This is a genomic window from Mycoplasma sp. 11548, from assembly GCF_055523555.1.
Map to the genome: position 1 here is coordinate 155543 of NZ_JBVFVF010000001.1, position 22791 is coordinate 178333.

Below are 22791 nucleotides of genomic sequence, written 5' to 3' on the forward strand. Positions count from 1 at the left end.
TATGTTACAACCTAAAAGATTAAAAGGACGTAAAACAAGATTAACAAAGTGATTAACTGTACAAAATGCATTAGAATTTTTTATAGTAGTTACAATTTCAATGGGATTAGCTAATTTAATATTTTTAGATTTAAGGATTGAATGAGCTAAATGATTAACATTTTTAATATTTGTAATATTATTTGGTATTTTAATTTTACCTTCCTCAAAAAACAATGCAAAAGTTTATAACATTTTATGAAGAGGATTTATTTTTTGGTTATCACCTAAAAAATATTCAAAAAGAAAAAGAGATAGAAAAACAAATGAACTTAATCCGTTTTCTAGATTATATGGGATAGATGTTGTTTTAAACAAAAGAGTTTTGGGAGATTCTTTAATTGCTAAAACTAATATAAATGACAATATGTTTGTTGTTTTTAAAATTCACGGAAATAATATTTGATCTGAAGATCCAGAAACACAAAGTGCTTATGTGGAGAATTTAGCGAGAAGTTTAGATATGTTTAAGAACAAATTTAGTTTTGTTTGTTTAAATGAAGATATTAACTTCAATCAAAATATAAATTTCATAAAAACCAAAAACATAAAAGAAGAATATAAAGAATACATTAATAACAATATTAATGATTTTGAAAATATTAAAGCAAACTCTGAAGTTAATAATTATTATTTAATTATTAATGCACCTAATTTTGAATTATTAGCAACTGAGGCAGAAGGCATTTTCAATTATTTTAATGCTTCAAAAATAGGTTTAGAAAAAGTTGAAGGTGTTGATTTATTAAAATTTTTAAACAAATATAGAAGTTTTGGGGTAACTGATAAAGATATCGAAAAATATTTTGAAGAAAACAAAGATAAATTTTTTATTGAAGAAAATGTAGATTTCTTAGATGAATTATTTAACTATAATGAAGTAATTTTTAATAAGAAATACATAAAAATTAACGATAAATTTATGTCTATTAAAGCAATTAGCAAGTTGCCTACAACATTAGAAAATGGGTGAATAAATGATATTTTAAATACAAAATCAAAAGTTATTTGAAATAATTATCCATATACAGATTTTGATAAAACAAATAAATTATTAGATAAAGCTAAAATGAATATTGATAATGATTTAATTACAGATGAAAAAATCACACAAATTGCTAGACACCAAAAAGATGATGCAGCAGTTTTAGAATTAATTAATCAAATAAATTTAGATGAATACTCACTTTTAGATGTAAATTTCTTAATTATAAATGAAGCTAATACTTTACAAGAATTAAAAGAAATAGAAGAACAAAATGAACAAATTTTAAGAAAAAATAGAATATTACTTAATAATTTAACATTCCAGCAATTTGAAGCTTTTGTAGATAGTTCATTAAGTATAAATTATAAATTAGATAAAGAAGCTTATCAAATGAGTTCGTTAAATTTAGCTGGTGGTTATCCATTCATAACAGAAACGTTGAATGATAATAAAAATTTATTGTTAGGAATTACAGAAAATTTAAATCCTATTAGCTTAGATATATTTGATTTAAAACATTTAAATAGATCTAATCATAATATGATAATTTTAGGGACAAGTGGAATGGGTAAATCAACATTAGTTCAAAAAATTATTGCTTCAAACTTAGCAATTAATAATAAAGCAATTATTATTGATCCGCAAGACGAATATTCATCTTTTGCATCAAAATTTAAAGGTTCAATTGTTGATATGGGTTCAGGTATAAATACAACTTTTAATATTTTACAAATAAGAAATGCTATTAAAGATGATGTTGAAAATATAGATATTAAATTATTAATAAATGCTCATTTATCATTCTTAGAAAAGTTTTTTAATATTATGTGAAATTTACCGCAAATTGAATGAAGCTTTTTACAAAAACTTTTAAAAGATTTTTATGAAGAAAATGGTATTTATAATCTTAAAAACATCAAAGAAATTAAGGATGAAGAATGAAAAACAATCTCAGATTTTATAACATATATGAAGAAATATAATTGTAAAGCCTTATATGATGTAAAAAGAAAAGAAGAACTTTTAAATAGATTTGTTGAATTATTTATGTTTAACTTCGAAGATAACGGGAGATATCAAAATTTATTTAATGGAATAACTAATTTAAAACTTGAAAATGATTTAATTGTCTTTAATATGAAAAACCTTGTTGATACAAGTGACACAATTTCAGCAAGATTAGGTATTTTAATTGTTCTAAATATATGTAATGAAATTATTTATGATAATTTTGTTCAAAATGAAAAAAATAAATTGAAATATATGACTGAAAATAATTTAAAACTCTTATCAGCTGAAGAAATAGATAAATTGATTACTAGAACTATTTTAACTATTGATGAAGAACATATTTATATTGATGCAAATAACCAAACAACTCTGGATTACATTACTCAAATTACTAAAACAATTAGGAAATTTGATGGTTCTACAATACACACAACACAAAATCCTAGTGATTATAAAACAAGCCCATTAGTAGTTGAAAGTGCTTCAAGAATTATTCAAAATTGTAATTATTCTGTATTTTTTGGTTTAAAAGATGCTGATATTGAAGCAGTACAACTTTTATATAAAAATTCATCTCAATTATTAAAAAATGAAATAATGTATTTAGCTCAAAAACAAAAAGGAAAAGTTTTATTAAGTGTAGATAATAATACAAGACTAAAATTAAGGCTTTACTACTCAGAATATGAAAAAGAATTATTTTTTAAGAAGGGATATTAATGGCAAGAAAAACAAAATTAGAAAAAATTTCAGATAAAGCTTTAAATGAAGGTTTAGTAATACAAACTCGTATAACAGATAGTAATGATATTACTAAGTATTTACAATGAAAATTGGAAATGGAAAATAACAAAAAAACTGCTTATGGTGAAATAAGAAATATCATTATGAAAGAAGTTAATAATACTTCTAAAAAAGATGCCTTTCGAAAAACAAAAGATGATTTATTTTATTATTTAAGAAAAGCAATATTTGCTTCAATGGCACCTTTTAAGCAAGATATAGATAATACTATTTTAGATATTAAATTAGAACAAAATATTATTAATAAAAAATTAGATCTACTAATAAATTTAGTCGCTCGTGAATTTGATGTTGAGAAAGATTTAGTAGAAATTTCAGGAAGTTTATTAAAAGAGAACAAATATTTCAAAGATATTAAAGACTTATTAGAAAAAGATAATGAAGCTTTAATGAAAAAAATTGCAAAAGCAAATAAAAAATACCAAGAAACATTTGGAAGATATCATCAAACAGAATTTGAAAATGATGAAAATATAATTGATGATATTTATAGTGAGGTAGAGGATGAAAAAGAGAAAAATATTTAAAAATATACTAATAGGGGCAAGTAATGTCTCTATTTTATCTTTACCTTTTTTATCTGTTTCAAATGTAACTGTAAATAAACAAAAAAATTCTAACAAACATATCGAGAATAATTGAAATACTTGAAAAATAAGCTATTATAACTTATTTGATAGTAATGGCAATATAAAGCAATTTAATAATATAGTAAATGCTGGTCAAAGTTTAAACTTTTTAGATAACTTAAATTACACTAAAAATTATAGTAATTCTATTGCTTTTAGTTCATCAAATCCAGGTGTTTTTTGACCACAAGGATATAAGCAAGGCTATATAAATCATACTTCATTAGATGATGTAAGATTTTTTAATTTATCAAACAAATCTACAAATAAAAGAATTAACGGAAGCGATATATCTAAAAATGGTTTAATAAATTATTCTCGAATTTGAACAAAACCACACCATTATTATTCGCCAGCAAGTAATTATTATTATTTCAAGGACAGATATAAAGAATATGATTTAAGTAGGTTTACAAATAGTAATAATCAAGTTAAAACACAATTTAGTAGCTTTATTCAAAGTGTAAGACCAATTGAACGAAGTTATAACAGTACTTGATATGAAACAAGATATACATTTAATTTAAGAGAATTTGAGAATTATGTATTATCAAAAAATACTAATATAAGAACCTTAGAGCATTTTGCAAATATCAATAATTGAAAATACAAAGAAGCTCCAAATGGAGTTATAGGAACAAGAAGAATTAGTTCAAACTCTTATTACCCAGTTGCAGGAAGAGTTGAAAATGTTTATTGAACAGAAAGAGAAGTTGCACAAAACTTTTATGTTGATAAAACAAATAATAAAATATATTTAGCAAATAATCATTTAAATAGAGATTTATTTTTTGGTTCTACCTTATCAAACCAAACTCAAAATGAAATGATTAAATATAATAACGGTGTTGTTTATCATAAAAACTTATTATATTTTAATTCTCAAGCTAATAATTATTTAAACCAAAATTTTAGTTTTAGTGATGTTGAAAAAACTGTGAACTTTAATATAAATTATTTAGAAATAATAGATCAAAATGAAGATACTAATTCTTTTAACTTTAATACACATGACAAAAGATGACAAACAATTAATATTACAGAAAACACTACTACAAATATTTCATTTAATAAAATTTATGGAATACCTAAGGAACAATTTAAATTTTTAATATATGTATTAGCTAATTTTAATAATGTTGATCATGATTATAGGATATTTAAAAGTTGAATAAACTCTAACAATGATATTATTTTAGTTTCGGATTCGGGTAAAGATTCAAATCTAGATGATAATATTGATAAAACAATATTCGTGGGCAGCAAAACTAACAAAGAAAAATTAGATGAACTAATACAAAATAAAAATTTTAAATTAAATTATAAAGGGTTAGAAATTAGTTTTGAATATGTTTATAATATTGTTTTAAACAATAAAAAAAATATTAATTTAAGCGTAAGAATTAATGATATTAAGTACAATGGAATTAGTTATAAAACTAGACTTACAAATAATGTAATTAGTGATTTAAATAGGAATAAATTTACTTTTTTTGATAATACAAACTATTCAAAAAATATACCTTTTATAATGCTTTCAATGCTACAAAGTTATTTTAGTGATTCAGGAGTTTTATTAAATAGTGACGTTAAAATAAAAACAGAGAGTTCTGATTTATTTAAAAGAACTAGTGGTAGTTTAAATATTTCTCAAAAATTACAATTTAATACAAGTTATGTAATTAATAAGAATTTTAATTTATTAAATTTAAAAAACGAAAGAAATAGTCATAATCAATTAGTTTTGGACAAATTAGTAAGAATAGAGAATGCTGATCATACTAAAAACTATGGAGGTAAATTTTCTGTAAATGCTCCGGTTACTTTGAAATATGAAGCGGATTTAGAAGAAACAGAAATTGTATTTGTAAATAAAAGACGTGTTGATGTTTTAAATAGACGTTTTAGTTACAATATGCTAGATAATAGAAGTGATATAAATGATAATCAGAGAATTAAATTTGATGAAAATGATGAAAATGATGTGAATGACGAAAACTCACACAAGAAAAATGAATATCTCATTGAAGTTGTAAAATATCAAAAAGGTTCAAACAACACCATTATAGAAAATACATATAAAATCGTGCTAGTAATTAATTCTTTTGATTTAAATCAAAAAATTAAATTTTATGCATGAGATCCTGAAAATAATAAAGATCATAAAGATTTAATCAGTAAATATCTTTATAATGAAATTGGGGCTATTAAAGATAAAGATGGTAATCCTATTCCAAATCCAAAATATGATCCTTATATTGATGCAAATACTGGAACAAAAAAAGAAATTGTTTATATTGATAATTCTCTTTTTTCAGATACAGTATTAGAAAGAATGCATTTTCTATATCCTAAATTAGATATTAATTTTAAATATGGAGTTATAGCAGAAGCTAGTGTTTTAGGTAAAGGAGCTTTAAGGAATTTATTCGCTAATAATTATGATAAAGTTGAAAATTATTTTGTTATTAAATTATTATCAAAAGAAGGTGAAACATATAATAATCTTGAAGTACCTGAAATTAATGAGATAGATGCATTAAAAGGCCAAAGCCAGGCTTCTTATATGTCTAATGAAGGGATATATGTTATTATAGCGAACTCCGAAAGTAATATAAGCAACATACAACTTATACTAGTGGATAAAGACAACAAACCAAATAGTTATTTCTTAGAGGAAATTAAAAACAGAAATATTAAAATTAATTTTCAAGGTCTTGACTCAAAAGTCGATTTATCTGATTTTATTTTTAATTTTTGAGATATTAAAAATAATTTATTAGCAAATTCATTTTTAACATATCTCATTGATAATAAAGGATTATTTAGAGAAACAGCAACTAATTTAAATTATGATGATATTAGGAAATATTATTTAGAATTTATTAATAGTAATTTATATGCTATAAAGGATTATAACGAAGCTTTAAGCCATAATATTTTTGGAAATACAAGTAATTGAAAAAAGCTATCATTAAATGGTTTAGTTAAAGAACAAAAAGATTTAATTATAGAAAAAGTAAAATCCTTTGTTATTAAAGAAATTGATAAATATACTAATTCAAACAAAATGAAACCACTTATTTATGATAAGGATTATTATATAGAAGAATTTACAAGTTCAAGAAGTACTGAATTATTTATAGAAGAGGCCGGAAAGGTCGAAATTGAACAAGAAGGTCAAGAAGACTATTTAACAAAAAATATTAATATTAGAGGAATAGGTAAATATAGAAATTCTAATTTAAGATTTGAGTATGATAATCATGCAAATCAAATTATTTATCCTCCAATAGATATTAAAGACATATTTAATGGGCTTAATTTCAATAACGTTATCAATGTGGCCAAAAAAGAAGTTAGAAAAGAACTTGAAATTGATGCTGGAGTTGATGAAGAATTAGTAGACAGAGTTTATGAAACTAAAATAAAAGAAGCTATTATTAAAGTAATAGTAGATTATTTAAAAGAATATAATGTTAAATCTCCGATAAAAATCAATTTAAATAAAGATATAGAAATAAGCAATTTAGATACTGTCATAGCTAAATTGAAAAATAATAATAGTGATGTTTATTTAAATTTAATTGGTAAAAATGCCAATATTTTAAATAATAAAGAGATTGTGTTTAGAAATGTAGGAAAGAATGATATTGTTAATTTAAATGATTTAACAAGCTTATTACTAAGTAAACAAAAATCTTTAAATGAAGATAGGCTTTTTGATGTTAAAGACAAAGCAATTAAATTCATTAATGAAACAGCGAATGAGATTAACTTAAGAGAATATCAAGATTACTTAATATTTGGAAATAATAGCTTTATTTATTGATTAGATTTATTAATTGATTTCGAAAACACGGAACTTAAAAGTGAATCACTCAAATTAAAAATAAAAGAAGCAAAAGAATGAATAGAAAACAACAAATTTATTGATAAGGAGAAATCTTTATTAATACCATTTATACCAACTAAAATAGAAGAAATAAATAAGTTAAATAAACATAAAGAAACTATTTTAGAAAGTCTAAATGATAAACTTTTAGAAAACGTAGTTTTTTATAAGAGTTTTATAATCTTACCGATCAAACAAAAATCATTTAATTATGGATATGGTGGTATAGCTAATTACTATTCAAGGTCAAAAAGTAATGAGTTTAATGAATCAGGATTGCCAATCGATAAAAAACCAAAAACAATAACTAACATTAATAAAGATCTAGAAATTAATGAATCAGGATTACCAATCGAAAGAAATCCAGAAACAATAACTAATATTAATGACAATCCAAAAGTTAATGAAGAAGATATAGAAAAAACAATTCAAAAAGATATAGAAAATAACAAAAGTAATAAGCCCGTGACAAACAAAGCTGATGAAGAAAAAGTTAAACAAACAAAAAGAATAGTAGGATATAGTTTTTTAGGTTTAGGAATTATAGCATCTTTGATTTCATTAATTTTTGTAGCTAAAATTTTAGCTAAAAAATGAGGTTGAAAATTAGGTGTAAAACTTCCTAAATTTATGAATAAACAAAGGGTTAAATAATTTACATTGAAATAAAATCGTAGCTATATTCTATATAAGTTTTTCCATTTTTATCAATTGATAATAACTTATTAAATAATATATTTTATAAATAGAGCATTAGATATTTTAATTTGAAAAATTTAATATAAAAAATAACAATCACTTTTTAAATTTACGATTGTTATTTTTTATAAAAATTTATTGTCATACTTTATTTTATATCTAGAAAAAATATCTTTCAAATGTTTTTATGGTAATTTATTTACATTTTTTCCAACATTGAATGAATTTTTGTTTTTTCCTGGTCTTTAAGATTATTCATGTATGACTCTATAGAATCTCAATCAGGATTACCATCTTCTTTTGTTGGTAGCAACAATCTTGTTTTATTTATGTTCTTAATGTTAAAGGCTCTTCCGTAACTATATCTATACCTTTCTTTATTTAATAAAGTACAAATAAATAGAGCAATATTTTCAGTTAAAATTTTATTTTTTAAATAAATTTTAGAAATATTATTTCCACTAACAAAATCGATTGGTTGATAAAATGCTAACGCACTTTCTCCACCAATAGTTATGCAATTACCTTTTTCTAAATTAAATAATTCATCATCATTATTTATAAATGTTTTTACTCCATTATTATTCTCTGTTCTTGTTATATATGGGATTTGACCGCCTATGCTATTTTCAATATCTTCTTGAGTATAATTTTTAGATTTTTGTACTTGAAATAAATCTTTTATTAAAAACTCTTTTCATTTAGCATAATTTATGTGCATATTTTATATTCCTTCCTTAACTTTAAATGAAATAAAATCTTTTATGGTTTTTATAAAATCTTCGTCTCGCAATAATGAAAAATCAGTTTTCATATATGTCTCAGCTAATCATTCATTTTTATAATCTACATTTTTCAAAACACTAAATCCATCGATTTCTTTATTTTCTTTGTAAGCACTTAATCATCTATTTTTGGTGTTATTCCATTCCTCTTTTTCAATTCTACCCATATTTTTTTTCTTAGAAAAACCATCATCCTTATAGTAACCAAAAAAAGTCGGAATTTTTGGGTTATGTTTTATATTTAATTCAAAAATCATAATACATGTTGAAGCTGAAGCACCAGGGTGAAAAATATCGTTAGGCATGCTGAACACCGCTTTTAAACTATGTTCTTCTAACATCAATTGTTTATATTTTTTGATTTTTTCATCATTCCCTATCGCGACGGATAAAGGCAATATTGTAGCCAACAAAGCCCCTTTTGTTTTTATTTTACTTGCTATTGAATAAACAAAAAATAACCCTTTTGTAACATCCATACCAGTATTTTTTTTAATTGGTGCTGATTTAGGCATTCTTTTAGCATTAAATGGAGGGTTCATAAGAATATGAGTAATTTTTTTATCTTTTATTTTATCAATAATTCTATCATCAAACATACTTCCTAAAATTATGTTTGATTTTCCATCCTTATGAATTAACATATTAGTTGCTGCTAAAGCAAATGCTTTCTCTTCAATTTCGATTCCAAATATTTGCTTTTGCTTGATATCCTCTCTTTTTATAGGATCCTCTTCGTTTTTTAACATTTTCATCATGGCCTGTATTAAAAATGATCCAGAGCCGCATGTAGGGTCCAAGACTACACTATCACCGTTGATCCCGATTGCTTCTGACATAAAATCTGTTATGTGAGAAGGAGTAAAAGCTTGATTTTTATCCTCTTTTTGAACATATTTATTAAATGTTGTAAAAAAAAGATTTAACAAATCTTCACCTTGATTTGTTTTATCATTTATAAAAGGGATAATTTTAAAATTTATTAATTTTAAAATTTCTTCTAGATATTGGAATTCCAAGCTTTGCAAGTCTTGTTCTTTTAATACATCAGTGAGAAGGTTTATTTTCTTTTCTTTTTCTACATTTCTATCAATTTTAGAAGAAATGATTTTAGCAATTTCGTCTAATAAAAACGATGTTGTTTTGTTTGCCCTTTTTAATTCGGTCTCTAAATCAAAACCTTCTTTATTTAAAGCAACTAAACAAGAACCTACAAATTGTGCCCTTATACTTTCCTTTATATCTCGCTTATGCAATAATTCATTTAGTTGAAGAGTATTTTTAATAACTTCTTTTTTATCATTTTTTTTATTACTAAATTCATCTAAATATTCAAATATTTTTTTATTTGGTTTAAAACCATTTCACTCTTCTTTAGTTTTGTTATTAGCATTATACTTAATGCTTTCATTAAAATTCGGTTCATCTAAATCAATTAAAACTGCTATTATGTGATTTCTTGGTCTTATTATTTTTTCTAATTCAAAATAAATTTCTAATTGTCGTTTATTTTTGTTTCTTGTCGAAGAATTCTTTTTTGTTTCTATTAAAATACTTAAATTTTCATACTCAAATCTTAAATCTAATTTAAAATGCTCTGTTCCGTTAATTCCATTTAAAAAATTATTAACTTGTTCCGTCGTGATTAAATCATTATCTCTTTTATAAGACCATTCGTCGTTTTCAATGTTACTTTTAAGATATCTTCTACCTAAATTTTCTATTAAATCATATCTTTTCATCATTAATTCCTTAATCCAATCTATAGTTAAATAAACATTTTTTAGTGTGTGCGTGTGCGGGGGCACACATACATATACGCATAATGAGCACGCACTCAAGATGTTACATTAGAATTATAAAGCAATTGTATAAAAAACATAATTAATTTCTTTTAATATTCTACAAAAACTTTATAATTTAATTATAAATAAAAATTTATAATTAAGGAGTGATATGGTTTGAGATAGAGATGACTTAAAAAGAAAAATGATTAAAACTGAAAAATCAATTATTTTTGATAGGTTTGAAAAAGAAATAAAATATCATCCAGTGATAGTTTTTAGTGATTATTTTGATAATTTATACTATGTAAAATCAAGAAGTGTTTATGATCAAAAAGGAAGATTAAAAAAACCAATTAATGATGAAATATTAATTACAAAACGAAAAAAAGGTTTACCAAGCAAAGATAGCTATGTAGATTTAACACAAATATTTAAAATCAGTAAAGATGATTTTGAAAAAGTCTTTAATAAAAATGATGTAATTTATTTAGATAGCGATGATCTAAGTCATGAAGATATAACAAAAATTTATAATGGATTATATGAAAATTTATCTCAAGAACCTCCTAAAGTTTCTGTTAGTTTAGTTTTTGAAGATGAGGATAAAGTATTTAAGTCTTATATGATATATTCAGAAAAAAAACTATTAGATTATGATTTTCAAAAAATGACATTATCTCCATCAGAATCTAAAAAATATAAAGAATTTATAGATGACGTTATTCAAAATAGGAATACTGATGAAGATTTTAAAGATGAAGTTAAAAATATAAAAAATGCTGTAAGGGAGGAATTTAAGTATTATGTATATTACTTAAGAGAGGAATTGAAAGAAAATTCTATTATATTTAATGAGTTTGAAGAAAAAATGGAACATGAAGCTTTAATTTTATGTGATTCAGATGATGAAAAATATTATTTATCAATGCGTGATAAAATGGATTATTGAGGTCAAACATGAGAATTGAATGATAATCATATTTTAGTTACGATGAATAAAGATGATAATCAAGTTCAAAAATTTATTGATACAACTTCAATTCTTAAAATTAGTGAAGAAGATTTTAATAATTTTAGTAAAAATAAAACTATATATTTATCATCAAATAGCTTTGCTCAAGAAGATATTGAAAAAATAGTAAATAAAGTTAATAAAAATATAAAAAATGATTTAAATATTAGCTTTATAGAAGCGATTCAATCAGAAGCTAAAAACGAATTAGAAGCTAAAAATATTTATAGCACAAAAGAAAAATTAGATTCAGCTTTAAAAGAAAAATGGGTTCTTAAAGAAAAAAAAGATGAAGATTTAGCTCATGAAATTTTATCTATTAGAAATTCTAAGAATGTAAATAAAATAGAAAAATTTAAAAAAGTTTTCGAAGAATGATATGAAGATATTTTGGAGTATCAGCGAGAAAAAGTGAAATCCTTTACAAGGTAGAACTTAGCACTAAAGAGTGCTATTTTTTATAAAATTTTTATATGAGCAAATTTGAAAATTGAGTTGAAATAGATAATCAAAAAATGATTAAAAATTGAAATGATGAAGAATATATTTTTAGATCCAAAATTAGATTAGAAAAAACTGAATTTAAGAACTGAAAAGTAAAGAAAATAAAAAGGCGGAAAATAATAATAAATGGTGATGTTTTTGAATATAAATTGGGAGTATATACTGATAAAAGTACTGGTAAAAGTTTTACTTATTATCATAATGAAGAAACAAAAAGAATTGGTAAAAATAAATATTATTACAAAGATATTTACAACCAATTTAATAAACAAATTTGAACTAGAAGGAAGAAAAATAATCAAAAATTAATACCAAAATATGTGTTAGATTATCACTTAAAAATAGGCAATTTATCTTATAAGTTTAATAAAAATTCTAATAAATTAGATATTAAAAACAGGATAGAAATTCATATTGATGATACCTATTTTAAAGAAAATTTGGGTCGTAAAAAAGTAAAAAGATGTATAAGAAATGTTTTTTTAGTCGATAAAAATAACAATAAACATAGTTTAGTTTTTAAGGAAGAATATAAAAATTTAGACTTTATTTGCAATAAAATAAAGGAGTTTTTTGGTAAATATTTTGATAAAAATAAAGTAATAATTAGTGGTGACGGAGCAAGATTTATTAACACTATTTCAAAAAAATTAGGGGTAAAAAGGTATTATGATTTATACCATTTTAAAAGAAATTTATTTAATATTTTTGGTTTTAATAAAACAAAAAATAAGAAAAATTGCGAATTTTCAAAACATTTTCAAGTAGAAAATTTATATAAAATAATGAACAATTTTTTAGAAAAAATGAATTTTCAAGAGTTTAAAAGAGTATTAAAAAGTTTAATAAATTATCTAAAAATTCACAAAATTTTTATTAAAAAAATAAAAGAACTAAGAGGATTTTTAAAGACTTTTTCTGAAAATGAAGAGTACATTTTTAATACATTTTTGAGAAAAAATTATAATGGTGGAAGAGCAGAAAGTTATATAAATCACTTTATAAAAACCCCTATTTTCAAAAGATTTAGCTTATTTAGTTGAAACAATTGTAAAAATTTTATCAGACTAAAAAATAAGAATTTTAGTTTTGATTTTTATTAGTGTATACAAAATACATACAGTAAAGTATGCTATTTTTAAAACTTTTTATATATATTATTTAATAATATATATAATATTTTATGTGTATGTAAAAGTGTATACTATTTTCAATACAGTTTTTATAAAGTGTAGTGAAAAGTGCATACGGAAAAAATAATAAAATACCATATACTATGTATATGGTAAAGAAACTAAAAAAAGCATTTTCGTTAGAAATTCATGCGGTGTTTTTTGACACTTTAAAGTGTGCGCGCACGAGTACGTGTAGTTTAATACAAAGTATTAAACTTGATTAAGCAAAAAAAGCTTAAAAGTGCATACACTTCTTTTTTTGCTTAATTTTTGTAAATTTTGCAGTTATGAAAAATTATGATTGTGTTATAATTTTTATACAGAGTATAGTGTTTAGTTATACCACCCCTTTTTCTGCCGCTGCCTTATATTTTTTAATTAAATCCTTTGTTCAGTTAAATGGTATTGGCACTTTCCAATTATTTTTATAAAGGTAATAAATTATTTCTAAGGTTATAAAAAATAGAATGCTCGGCAAAAGCAGCGGTATTGTTGTATTATAAATATTTCTTTCATGGTAATATTGAATTTTAGAAGTTAATGAAATGCTTGAAAAAAATCCATATGTCAAAGCATTTCTAAACGTACTTTCATATTCAAAGAAAATAAGTGAAAAAATATCTTTTTGAATACTTGGATAAATTTTTTGAAAATAGATTTGCAAATCTTTTAAACCTAATGTTCTATATAAGTTTATTTCGTCATTTGAAAAACTATCTATTTTACTTACTAAATGCTTAACTAAGGTTCGAAATGCACTTATAAATAAAACAATGTTTAAAACCGTTAACGAATCTAAAAAAGAATTAAATAAAATAAAGAAAACTACTATTGGTATAGTTTTTAAAAATACTAAGAATCCCCTTAAAAATCAAGAAAGAAAAACTTTATCAGTTTTTTCACTCATAAAAAAGGAATATAGCACAGAAAGTCAATAAGCACTATAAACAGCAGCATAAACATTAATTAGGATTAAAAAATAATCATAATAATCGTTGAAAGAATTATTTGCTAAATCACTAAAATCTCAATTAAAAAAATCTTTTAAAAATAACCATAGGATATTTCATTGTATATGTTGATTATTAAACAATTCAACTAAGCTCCATACCAAGATGACTAAAAACAGTAGTTTTAAGATGCTCCATATATATTTTGGCAAATTATACGTGACTGTTTTATGATAGTTTGTATTAAAAGTAACTTTATATAAATAATCTTTTAAGTAATTGTTATAAAGACTCATTAAGACTTCAAAGAAAACTGTAATTAAATATATATATAAAAGGCTAATTCCTAAATAAATAAATTGGGTTTTATTGTTTTCGATTCAAAAACCAATTCCTACTATACCAATGCTTCCTAAAATTGAACTTCATCTTATATTTGTATCAAGTGATAACAACATATTCATTGTGTATCTATTTTTATTAGGCAGGTAAATATTCTTTTTAAAACTAGAATATTTACTTACCCCTAATGAGCGATCAATTCAATAATACTTACAATCAGTATTTTCAATTATTTGAATTAAGAATTTATGCACTCATAATCATGTGCTTCAAAAGAATATAAAAAATGCTGATAAATATGGACTAAAAATACCTTGGAATAAAAATAAATACATGATTAAAGGAAATGACCTTAAGAATATTACAAACCACCTAATACAAAATGCTAGATATTTATTTTTGTTAATATTTTTAGCACCTGAATATGAGGTTAGAAAAGCTAGTAAATATCCAAAGATTGAACCACCAACAACTGATTTAAGAGTTATAAACAAATATTCAAAATTTAAAACTCATAAATTTTTATTAGATAACTCAGGATGCGAATTTTTAAATGTAAATAAATCTCTTAAATGGTTTATAAATCTTTTAAATCCAGAAGGATAAAAACTATTAAAAACACCAATTTGATACAAACAGTATATAAAAAATAATAGTGAAAGAATAATTAAGATTTTGCGCTTTCATTCTTTCTTTTTTAAATTTGTTGTAAAAGTATTATTATGTTTCATAATATTTTTTTAAGTCTTCAAAATTTAAATTCTTAGGGTCAATTTCCAAGATATCGTTATTTTTTTTATCAAATACAAACAATTTATCAAAATATGATAATGCTGCATTTAAGTCATGTATTGCAACAATCACATGGCTATCTATTTTATATTGATTTAAAAGTTCAAAAATAACTTTTGTATTTTCAATGTCTAAATTGCTTGTTGGTTCATCTGCTAAAATAATCTTTGGTTTATTAAAGATCATTTTAGCAATACTTAAACGTTGTTTTTGCCCAGAAGATAGTTTTGATATTTTTTGAAATGCAAGATTTTGAACCTTTAAATTTGTTAAAATATTGAACAGTTGTTCTTTTTGTGTTTTTGTGAGTATTTTAAAAAGCCTATAAAATCAATTTTTATATTGACTAAAATCACTTAGTAAATTTTGATAAAAATCTAAATCTTCAACTAAGTTATTTTCCGGTCTTAAGTAAAAAATGCTTTTTTTGAAATTTAAGAGCTCTTTTTTATTAAATTTTAAGACATCTTTGTTTTGATATGTTATTATGCCATTTTTTACTAATGAATGATTAAAAATTGATTTAAGTAATGTGCTTTTGCCACACCCACTTGGCCCAATTAAACCACAAAGTTCCCCAGTAGGAAATTTTGCATTAAAACCATTAATAATTATTGAATTATTGTAAGCAATTTGAACTTTTTTGAATAACAATTTTAATTTCCTATATTATCTAAAATTGACCAAATATTTTTTTCTGGATCATTTATATAATCATAACTATAAAATCCGTGGCTAGGACCTCATAAATCATTTTTAGTGGTTGCTAACGACTTTAATGCTTTTGCAAGAATTTGAATTTTACCTTTATCAATACTTTTTTTATAAATTCCAATACTGTTCGGAAGTGGATCTGTTGTTGTTAAAAAAGTAAATTTTTGATTTGGTCTAGTTTCTTGGTTAATCGTGAAAGGATCATTGCTATCTTTGTATTTAGTGTAAGTATAAAGACCTTCAGCATCAAAAAAGATTTTCTGGTTATTTAGGGAGGTTTTATAAATATTTACTAAAGGTTTTGGATCCATTTTATAATTAGCATTTTTATTAATTAAATCAAGTAATGAGGTGAATTGATCACCAAAGTGTTTTTTAAGCAGTGCTTGTTGTAAGATGTATTTGCTTGCAGATTCTTTGTCATTGCTATGAACATAGCCAAAACTTAAAAATTTATTCAAATCTTTTTTATTTCATGCATCGATAATTTCCTGAGTTGTTTGTTGATCTGCGACTATATAAATTACCCCACGATAGTATTTAGTTAAATTACCTGAATAAAAATTGTTATATAAATAACTTGCATAATTATTACCGTTAACTGGATCATCTCATTGGGACCTAGGAAGTTTATCAAAAAGAACTTGCTGAGATTGGGCAAGTTTGCGAAGAGGATCATTTTCTAAACCATTTTGATACGTTTCATTATTTTCTGGACTTGACCCTATAAGAGCTTTAGTATAAGTCTGGATTCCAAGTTCAATATTATTATCTTGGATTTCCTTCTTTTTGTTGAGAACTTTACCTGGTGATATAAACACCAAGTCTTGTTTATTTTTAATTAAATCATCAAAGTTTTTACTATATTCATTAAATGAACCTTCAGTAGAAATTTTGACTTGAAATTGTCCACCTTGTTTTTTAATTTCTTCATTAAGGGTTGTTTGAAATTCGTTGACCTGAGTAGGATTTAAACCTGCCCCGATATTTATCCTTAGGATATTTTTATTATTTTCTTGGTTTGTGCATGATAAAGCAACAACACCGATTAAAGGCAATTGCCCAAATGTAAATATTATTTTTTTAAATAGATGTTTCATATTTCTCCGATCTGGACAAAGTATGGAGAAAATAGACTCGCTACGCTAGTATTAACTAGATCAGCTTATAAGAGTATTTCTCAGCTATACGTTTGTAATAGCACCCCTGTCCTTAAGTTTTATTTTACCATAAAATTATATTTTGATGCTATAGTGGTAAGTCAAAATATAAATTACCATCTTTAATTTGGTATTTTCCATTGTTAACAAAACCATTTGTATTATTTAATTTATATTCAAAATCGCTAATATTGTTAAAAAACGTTTGAGCTAAGTACATGATTAAGTCATAAACCATAATCATTGCTCTTACATCATTTTCACAATATTTTTTTAATTCGGGAACTATATTATATTCTCACACAGAATCATTAGTGGCATCAAGAAATCTATTTATTGCTTCCTTCATAGCCATTGTTCCTTTTTGAATTTTTAATGCAGAATATGGAAAAATCATATTTTTTAGTTGAATATTATTTTCTGTAATAAATTTTTCAATTTTTTTAATTGAATAAAATGCCTTGAGATATGAAAGTTGAATATATGCAATTGGTAAAGAACTATTTGTTTCTCTTTCTAATTTTATTTGCTTAATGTTATTATCAGTTTGCTGGAAGTAAAAAATATTTTCTTCTAGCAAATCAACTTGCTTTTTAGGAGTAAAAACATCTGCTAAATCAATAGTATTTGAGTTGATGTGATGGATTTTATTAGCAAAAATATTACATGCTTCGTCTATTGTTTTTGCATTGTATTTATGAATTAGTCACTGTGAGAATTCAAAGTCCTCGCCTTTATATAGTTTATTTTTTACTAATTTTAAAATTTCTGAATTACGTGTGTTTTCGTATCCTTTATTATATACAACATAATAATCACAACCATCACGGTATATTGAATCAATAATATCAACAAAATCTTGACACGAGATGTTTTTGGGGTCTTTAACAATATTTTCACAACTTTGTTCTATGCCATTTTTGGTTGTAATAACCGAAACTTGGCACACTACTTGATTATAACTTGCTATTCCGTCAACTGGAGGGAATATATCTGAAAAACCTTCATAATCGTACCAAGAGACAATTGCATCTTTAATATGCAATTGTTTAATAATATTTAAGGTTTCTAAATTGAAAGAATTAGGAATTGATTTAAAATCATTTATAGAGTTTTGTAAATTCTTTATCGATCTAAGATTTTTAGATTGTTTAAATTTACCAGAAAATTGAATATATTCTTGGTTATTCTTTTTTAATAAGTATTCTCTTAATAAGGCGATTAATTCCTTACTACCGTTAATAAAAAAATCATTAATTTCTAACCATTGATAATTTATTTGATAGTTAACATTATCATTTTTTAATCAATAATTAATTTGTTGTTTTATTTTATTGTTTTGCGCCTCATTTGAATCATAATAAGATGCAAAAAATAAAAGAGCATTTAAATTTATATTTTCATTAAATTCTTCATATGCTTTTATTACAATATTTAAATACCAACTAAAATCTTCAAATTCATAAAATTCCTTTAGTGAACTTGCTTTTGATGCTGGTTTTAGATTTGGGATAACAATTTTTTTGTTGTGATTAGGATATATTTCAAAACCATAAAAGATATTTTGCCAACTTTGATCTCCAATGTATTTATCTGAATCTATTTCGTATTTAATTGAATTATAAAAATTATTTAAAGATGAAAGCATTGATTCTTTATAACATGCTTTATTAATTACTCAGATATCTTGAACTATTTTTTTATTTTTGGCACAAGAAATAAAGCTATTATCAAATTGTTGGTTTTGATAATTTATAGGATAATTATGAATTGAATCATTTTCATAATTTTTGTTTAAAAATTGAAGACCTAAACCAGATTTTTTAAAGAAAAATTCTAAATCATTTATATAATCTAAATAAGGATTATTTCGACTTTTAACAATTGAATTAGATATTCAAGCTGCCTGTGTGATTAAAAAATTAATTTTATTTTTTTGTGGGCGCCCAAAGATCTTGGTCCGTGGATCAATAATAATATTTTTAATGTCGTATATTTCTAAACCTAGCTCATTTGATAGCCAGTATAAATAATATGAAAGGTAATAAGTTTCAGGTTTAGATGCTGAAGTATAAGATAATAAATAAGCAATTATTTTTCCTTGCTTAATATGCAATGCAAAAGGATTATATAAAAATGTAAATGTATTAAGGTTTGATACTTTATCAAAACCTATTACAGGGTTTATAATAAGTAATTCTTGGTTTAAACTAATAGAATTATTTATTGCCTCTATAGTTTGAAATATTTTTATATCTTTGCTAGATTGTAAGGATATAACTTTGATATTTTCTTTTGAAAGGTTGAGAGTTTGTATTAAAAACTCTTCAGATTTTTGTTTATATTTTGGGTAATTAGAAGCCAATATTTCAATATATGAATCTGTATTGGTCTCATCATAATCAAGCATTAATTCGTGTAGTTGTTCAAATTGGTTTGATAAACTTACTTCATCTTCAGATTCATCAATATCTATTTTTGAATTGCCTTGATTATTTAGGTATTCAATAATTTTTTCGGTATTGAAAATTAATGTTGGGTTTAATGCAAAAACCCGTTTAAATGTGCTCCAGTTAATATAAATTTTTTCTTGCATATTACCTCTTTATTATTTCGTTAGTATCTAAATTAATTATTGTGCTTGGAACTCCTGATCCTGGGCCAAAATTGTAAACTTTTTCTATTTGTGGAAAAATTGCATTTGCTTCTTCTATTTTAATTGGAGGATATCCTGAAATATTCGCACTTGACATATATATTGGACCAATTTTATTTATGAGATCCAATAACCCTTGATGATTAGGCATGCGAAAACCTTGGTCATTTACAATAATTGTAGTTGGTCCAGGTCAAAATTTTTGGGCAATTTCTTGTGCTTTTTTGTTTCATTCAGGGAATGGTGTAAGTTGCTTATAATCGCTAACTAAAATTATTATTTTTTTATTTAAGTCTCGATTTTTCACAAGATATATTTCATCCAATGTTTGCTGATTTACAACCCCTCCAATGCCAACAACTGTATCTGTTGTTGAAATAAATAAGTTTTTAATTTTATACATGTTATTATTATAGTTATTTTTATAACCATTACTATAAATTTGTTATAATTATTTTACTAATATAAATATAAATAAATATAAATAAAGGAGAATTTATATGAAAATAGTATCTGATTATATGCCTTTTGAAACTTATAAAGATAAAGTGGATGAAAAGGTAATACCATTATTTAATGCAGCTATTGAGAATGCCTTTGATAGTGAAGAATATAAACAAGCTAAGAAATGAGCTTTAGCCGGTTATACAACTGCTGGCATTGGGGTTTTATTAATTCTAATAGCTTTCATTGTTTTTGCAGCAGCACCTAAAGGGGAAAATCTATGAACTGTGATTATTTCTGGATTTGTCTTAATTATTCTTGGCGCAATATTATTTTTTGCAACTGTATTGATATATAGAAAATACAAAAGACTTAAAGATTTAATTTTTCAAAATATGGAAGATCGTATTAATGTTGAAAAACTTTACCGAGATTCATTTGCAATTTTAGACCCTAATTTTAATTTTATTGGTTATAAAACTGCAACTGCCAAAACCGCTATCAATCAATCTGCTTTTCAAAGCCATAGATATGAAGTTCCTGATGACGCTTATGTTTTAAGAATGGGTCCTGAGAAAATGTGAAACTTAGATAAGAAATATCCTGCTTATTTAAGAAATGCACAATGAGAAAGAGTAACAACTGATTTTAAGGGTAACCGAAAAACTGAGCATTATTATTCATGTCTTTTAATGATTGATACAACTAATTTGGGTGAAAAAGCATTTAACTTCAGTTTATTTAATAATCAAAATCATAAGAAACTATATAAAAAGTTATTTAACGACATAAAATTAGAAAATAAGGAATTTAATAAAGTTTTTGTACCAAGAAGTGATGATGATCTTAAAATTAGAATGATGTACACTCCTTTAGCGATGGAAACATCATTAAAAAGATTTAAAGATAATAAAAATTCAAAAGTTAGAAAGCTGTCAATCACATCTTTAGGGAATTACATTTATTATGAATTTTCAAGTGATTTTTACTTTATGGATTTAGATTGAAAGCCGACACTTAATAAACAAAAATTATTTAAAAGTCTTTACAATGACTTCATTGTTGATACATATACCTTTTACTACCTAATATCATTAATTTATATACCATTATACTTAGCTTAATTTAAAAATATTATTTAGTATCTAAATAATATTTTTTTAAGGAGCATATGGAGAAAAAAGTAAATTTTTGGATTGTATTTTGATTAATATTAAAAATTAGTTTTATTGCATTTGGTGGTGGTAATGCCTTAATGCCAATTATTAAAAAAGAAGTAGTTGATAAAAAACAGTGACTAGATAATGAAGAATTTAACCAAGTTGTAATAGTTACTAATATGTTGCCCGGGGCTTCAGTAGTTCAAACTATTTCCTATATAGCAATTAAGAAGCTAGGCAGAATAAAAGGAACTTTAGTAACCTTGCTAGGTATTTTGCCGCATATCTTAGTTGCATTTGGAATTTTACTAATGTTTAATAAAATACCTTTTGAATATGTAAAAATTATTTCAGTTGGTGTGCTTGTTTCAATTATTGCTTTCTTGCTTGATTTTGGATATCGATTTTTAAAGCAAGCAAAGCAAGGAATGAAAAGCCCAATTTGAATTATTATTTTTATTTTTTCTTTGGCATTTTGTTTATTTATCCCAAGTCCATACAATACCCCGGTTCTTGCGATCATTTGTGTTATACTCGTTTACAGCATTGTTTATCTAATATGAAAGCGAAAGAGCAAATAATATGTTTATTGCATTATTATTTTCAATTCCTTTTTTAATATTGATATCGTTATCAGTATTTGGTGGGGGGCAGGTGTTTATGCCTGTATTTGAATGATTTTGAAAATTTTTAAATAATCAATTTGATTTAGGTATTAGTGAAGAAAAGATTATTAATATTTTTACTGTTTCAAATACAACACCCGGAGTTGTATCTACTAAATTTGGGTTTATAACAGGATATTTAGTTGCTAATAATGAGTGATGAATGATTATCGCTGTTTTAATAACCTATGTTATATTTTGCTTACCAGCAATTATCATTATGGTTTTAGCCATGAAATATGTTGATAAATTTAAGAAAAATACATATATGAAAAATTTATTAATTATAATGAAACCATTAGTGGCTGGCATTATGTTTGCACTCGCAATTCAATTATTTTTAGTTATTTTTGAGCCTCAACTTTCGTTTAATAAAACTAGCGATAATTATATTTTGATACAAAAACCTACCTCAGAAGTATTTTCAGGATATAAAAATATTTTATTAAAAATTTATGTGTTGCTAGGCATACCAGCATCGTGATATTTAATAAAGAAGCTAAAATCATTATTTTTAATAATATTATTGAATATAATTATTTCATTAATATTATTTGCAATTCCATATGCATAATATTTA

At 23.7% G+C, this 22791-nt stretch carries 15 protein-coding genes and 1 riboswitch; of the genes, 8 read left to right on the top strand and 7 right to left on the bottom strand.

Annotation, left to right across the window (positions count from 1 at the left end; translation table 4 throughout):
• The first annotated feature begins 1 nt into the window (after position 1).
• From AC0B4K_RS00620 to AC0B4K_RS00630, 3 genes are read left to right on the top strand one after another with little or no spacing between them, the layout of a single operon-like run.
• A complete protein-coding gene (locus AC0B4K_RS00620) occupies positions 2–2758 on the top strand; it encodes an Mbov_0397 family ICE element conjugal transfer ATPase (protein WP_465103388.1) in 2757 nt (918 codons plus the stop codon).
• On the top strand, positions 2758–3369 hold the full coding sequence (locus AC0B4K_RS00625; protein WP_465103389.1) for an Mbov_0398 family ICE element protein: 612 nt from the start codon (positions 2758–2760) through the stop codon (positions 3367–3369). The genes AC0B4K_RS00620 and AC0B4K_RS00625 overlap by 1 nt, the downstream gene beginning before the upstream one ends.
• Entirely contained in the window at positions 3347–8020 is a 4674-nt protein-coding gene (locus tag AC0B4K_RS00630) for an Mbov_0399 family ICE element protein (protein ID WP_465103390.1), read from the top strand. Before AC0B4K_RS00625 ends, AC0B4K_RS00630 begins: the two co-directional genes overlap by 23 nt.
• Before the next feature lie 244 nt (positions 8021–8264).
• Here AC0B4K_RS00630 and AC0B4K_RS00635 read toward each other — a convergent pair whose 3' ends face one another.
• Both AC0B4K_RS00635 and AC0B4K_RS00640 read right to left on the bottom strand, forming a co-directional pair.
• Positions 8265–8786, bottom strand: coding sequence for a restriction endonuclease subunit S (locus tag AC0B4K_RS00635; protein ID WP_465103391.1), 522 nt, complete (start codon positions 8784–8786; stop codon positions 8265–8267).
• Positions 8787–8789: 3 nt separating this feature from the next.
• The gene (locus AC0B4K_RS00640; RefSeq protein ID WP_465103392.1) at positions 8790–10595 is read right to left on the bottom strand and encodes an HsdM family class I SAM-dependent methyltransferase; all 1806 of its coding nucleotides are present in this window, start codon (positions 10593–10595) and stop codon (positions 8790–8792) included.
• A 211-nt stretch (positions 10596–10806) separates the two neighbouring features.
• On the opposite strand from AC0B4K_RS00640, the gene AC0B4K_RS00645 reads away from it, so the two are divergent.
• A complete protein-coding gene (locus AC0B4K_RS00645; RefSeq protein ID WP_465103393.1) occupies positions 10807–12081 on the top strand; it encodes an Mbov_0400 family ICE element protein in 1275 nt (424 codons plus the stop codon).
• 41 nt (positions 12082–12122) lie between these two features.
• A complete protein-coding gene (locus tag AC0B4K_RS00650; protein WP_465103394.1) occupies positions 12123–13256 on the top strand; it encodes an Mbov_0401 family ICE element transposase-like protein in 1134 nt (377 codons plus the stop codon).
• 409 nt (positions 13257–13665) lie between these two features.
• Here the strand turns inward: AC0B4K_RS00650 and AC0B4K_RS00655 are convergent, their stop codons facing one another.
• The 5 genes from AC0B4K_RS00655 to AC0B4K_RS00675 form a co-directional block, all read right to left on the bottom strand.
• Positions 13666–15351 carry an ABC transporter permease subunit gene (locus AC0B4K_RS00655; protein ID WP_465103395.1) on the bottom strand — a complete coding sequence of 562 codons (1686 nt, stop codon included), beginning with the start codon at positions 15349–15351 and terminating at the stop codon, positions 13666–13668.
• A complete protein-coding gene (locus tag AC0B4K_RS00660; RefSeq protein WP_465103396.1) occupies positions 15341–16066 on the bottom strand; it encodes an ATP-binding cassette domain-containing protein in 726 nt (241 codons plus the stop codon). The genes AC0B4K_RS00655 and AC0B4K_RS00660 overlap by 11 nt, the downstream gene beginning before the upstream one ends.
• Before the next feature lie 2 nt (positions 16067–16068).
• On the bottom strand, positions 16069–17226 hold the full coding sequence (cypl, locus tag AC0B4K_RS00665; protein WP_465103397.1) for an ABC transporter thiamine pyrophosphate-binding lipoprotein p37/Cypl: 1158 nt from the start codon (positions 17224–17226) through the stop codon (positions 16069–16071).
• A gap of 20 nt (positions 17227–17246) precedes the next feature.
• Positions 17247–17344: riboswitch (TPP riboswitch) on the bottom strand.
• 30 nt (positions 17345–17374) lie between these two features.
• Entirely contained in the window at positions 17375–19882 is a 2508-nt protein-coding gene (locus AC0B4K_RS00670; RefSeq protein WP_465103398.1) for a UU173 family protein, read from the bottom strand.
• Position 19883: 1 nt separating this feature from the next.
• Positions 19884–20345, bottom strand: coding sequence for an L-threonylcarbamoyladenylate synthase (locus tag AC0B4K_RS00675; protein ID WP_465103399.1), 462 nt, complete (start codon positions 20343–20345; stop codon positions 19884–19886).
• A 97-nt stretch (positions 20346–20442) separates the two neighbouring features.
• On the opposite strand from AC0B4K_RS00675, the gene AC0B4K_RS00680 reads away from it, so the two are divergent.
• From AC0B4K_RS00680 to AC0B4K_RS00690, 3 genes are read left to right on the top strand one after another with little or no spacing between them, the layout of a single operon-like run.
• Positions 20443–21510, top strand: coding sequence for a hypothetical protein (locus AC0B4K_RS00680; RefSeq protein WP_465103400.1), 1068 nt, complete (start codon positions 20443–20445; stop codon positions 21508–21510).
• A gap of 47 nt (positions 21511–21557) precedes the next feature.
• A complete protein-coding gene (locus AC0B4K_RS00685; protein ID WP_465103401.1) occupies positions 21558–22127 on the top strand; it encodes a chromate transporter in 570 nt (189 codons plus the stop codon).
• 1 nt (position 22128) lies between these two features.
• Positions 22129–22785: a chromate transporter gene (locus tag AC0B4K_RS00690; RefSeq protein WP_465103402.1), complete on the top strand. Its 657-nt coding sequence runs from the start codon at positions 22129–22131 to the stop codon at positions 22783–22785.
• Positions 22786–22791 lie beyond the last annotated feature (6 nt).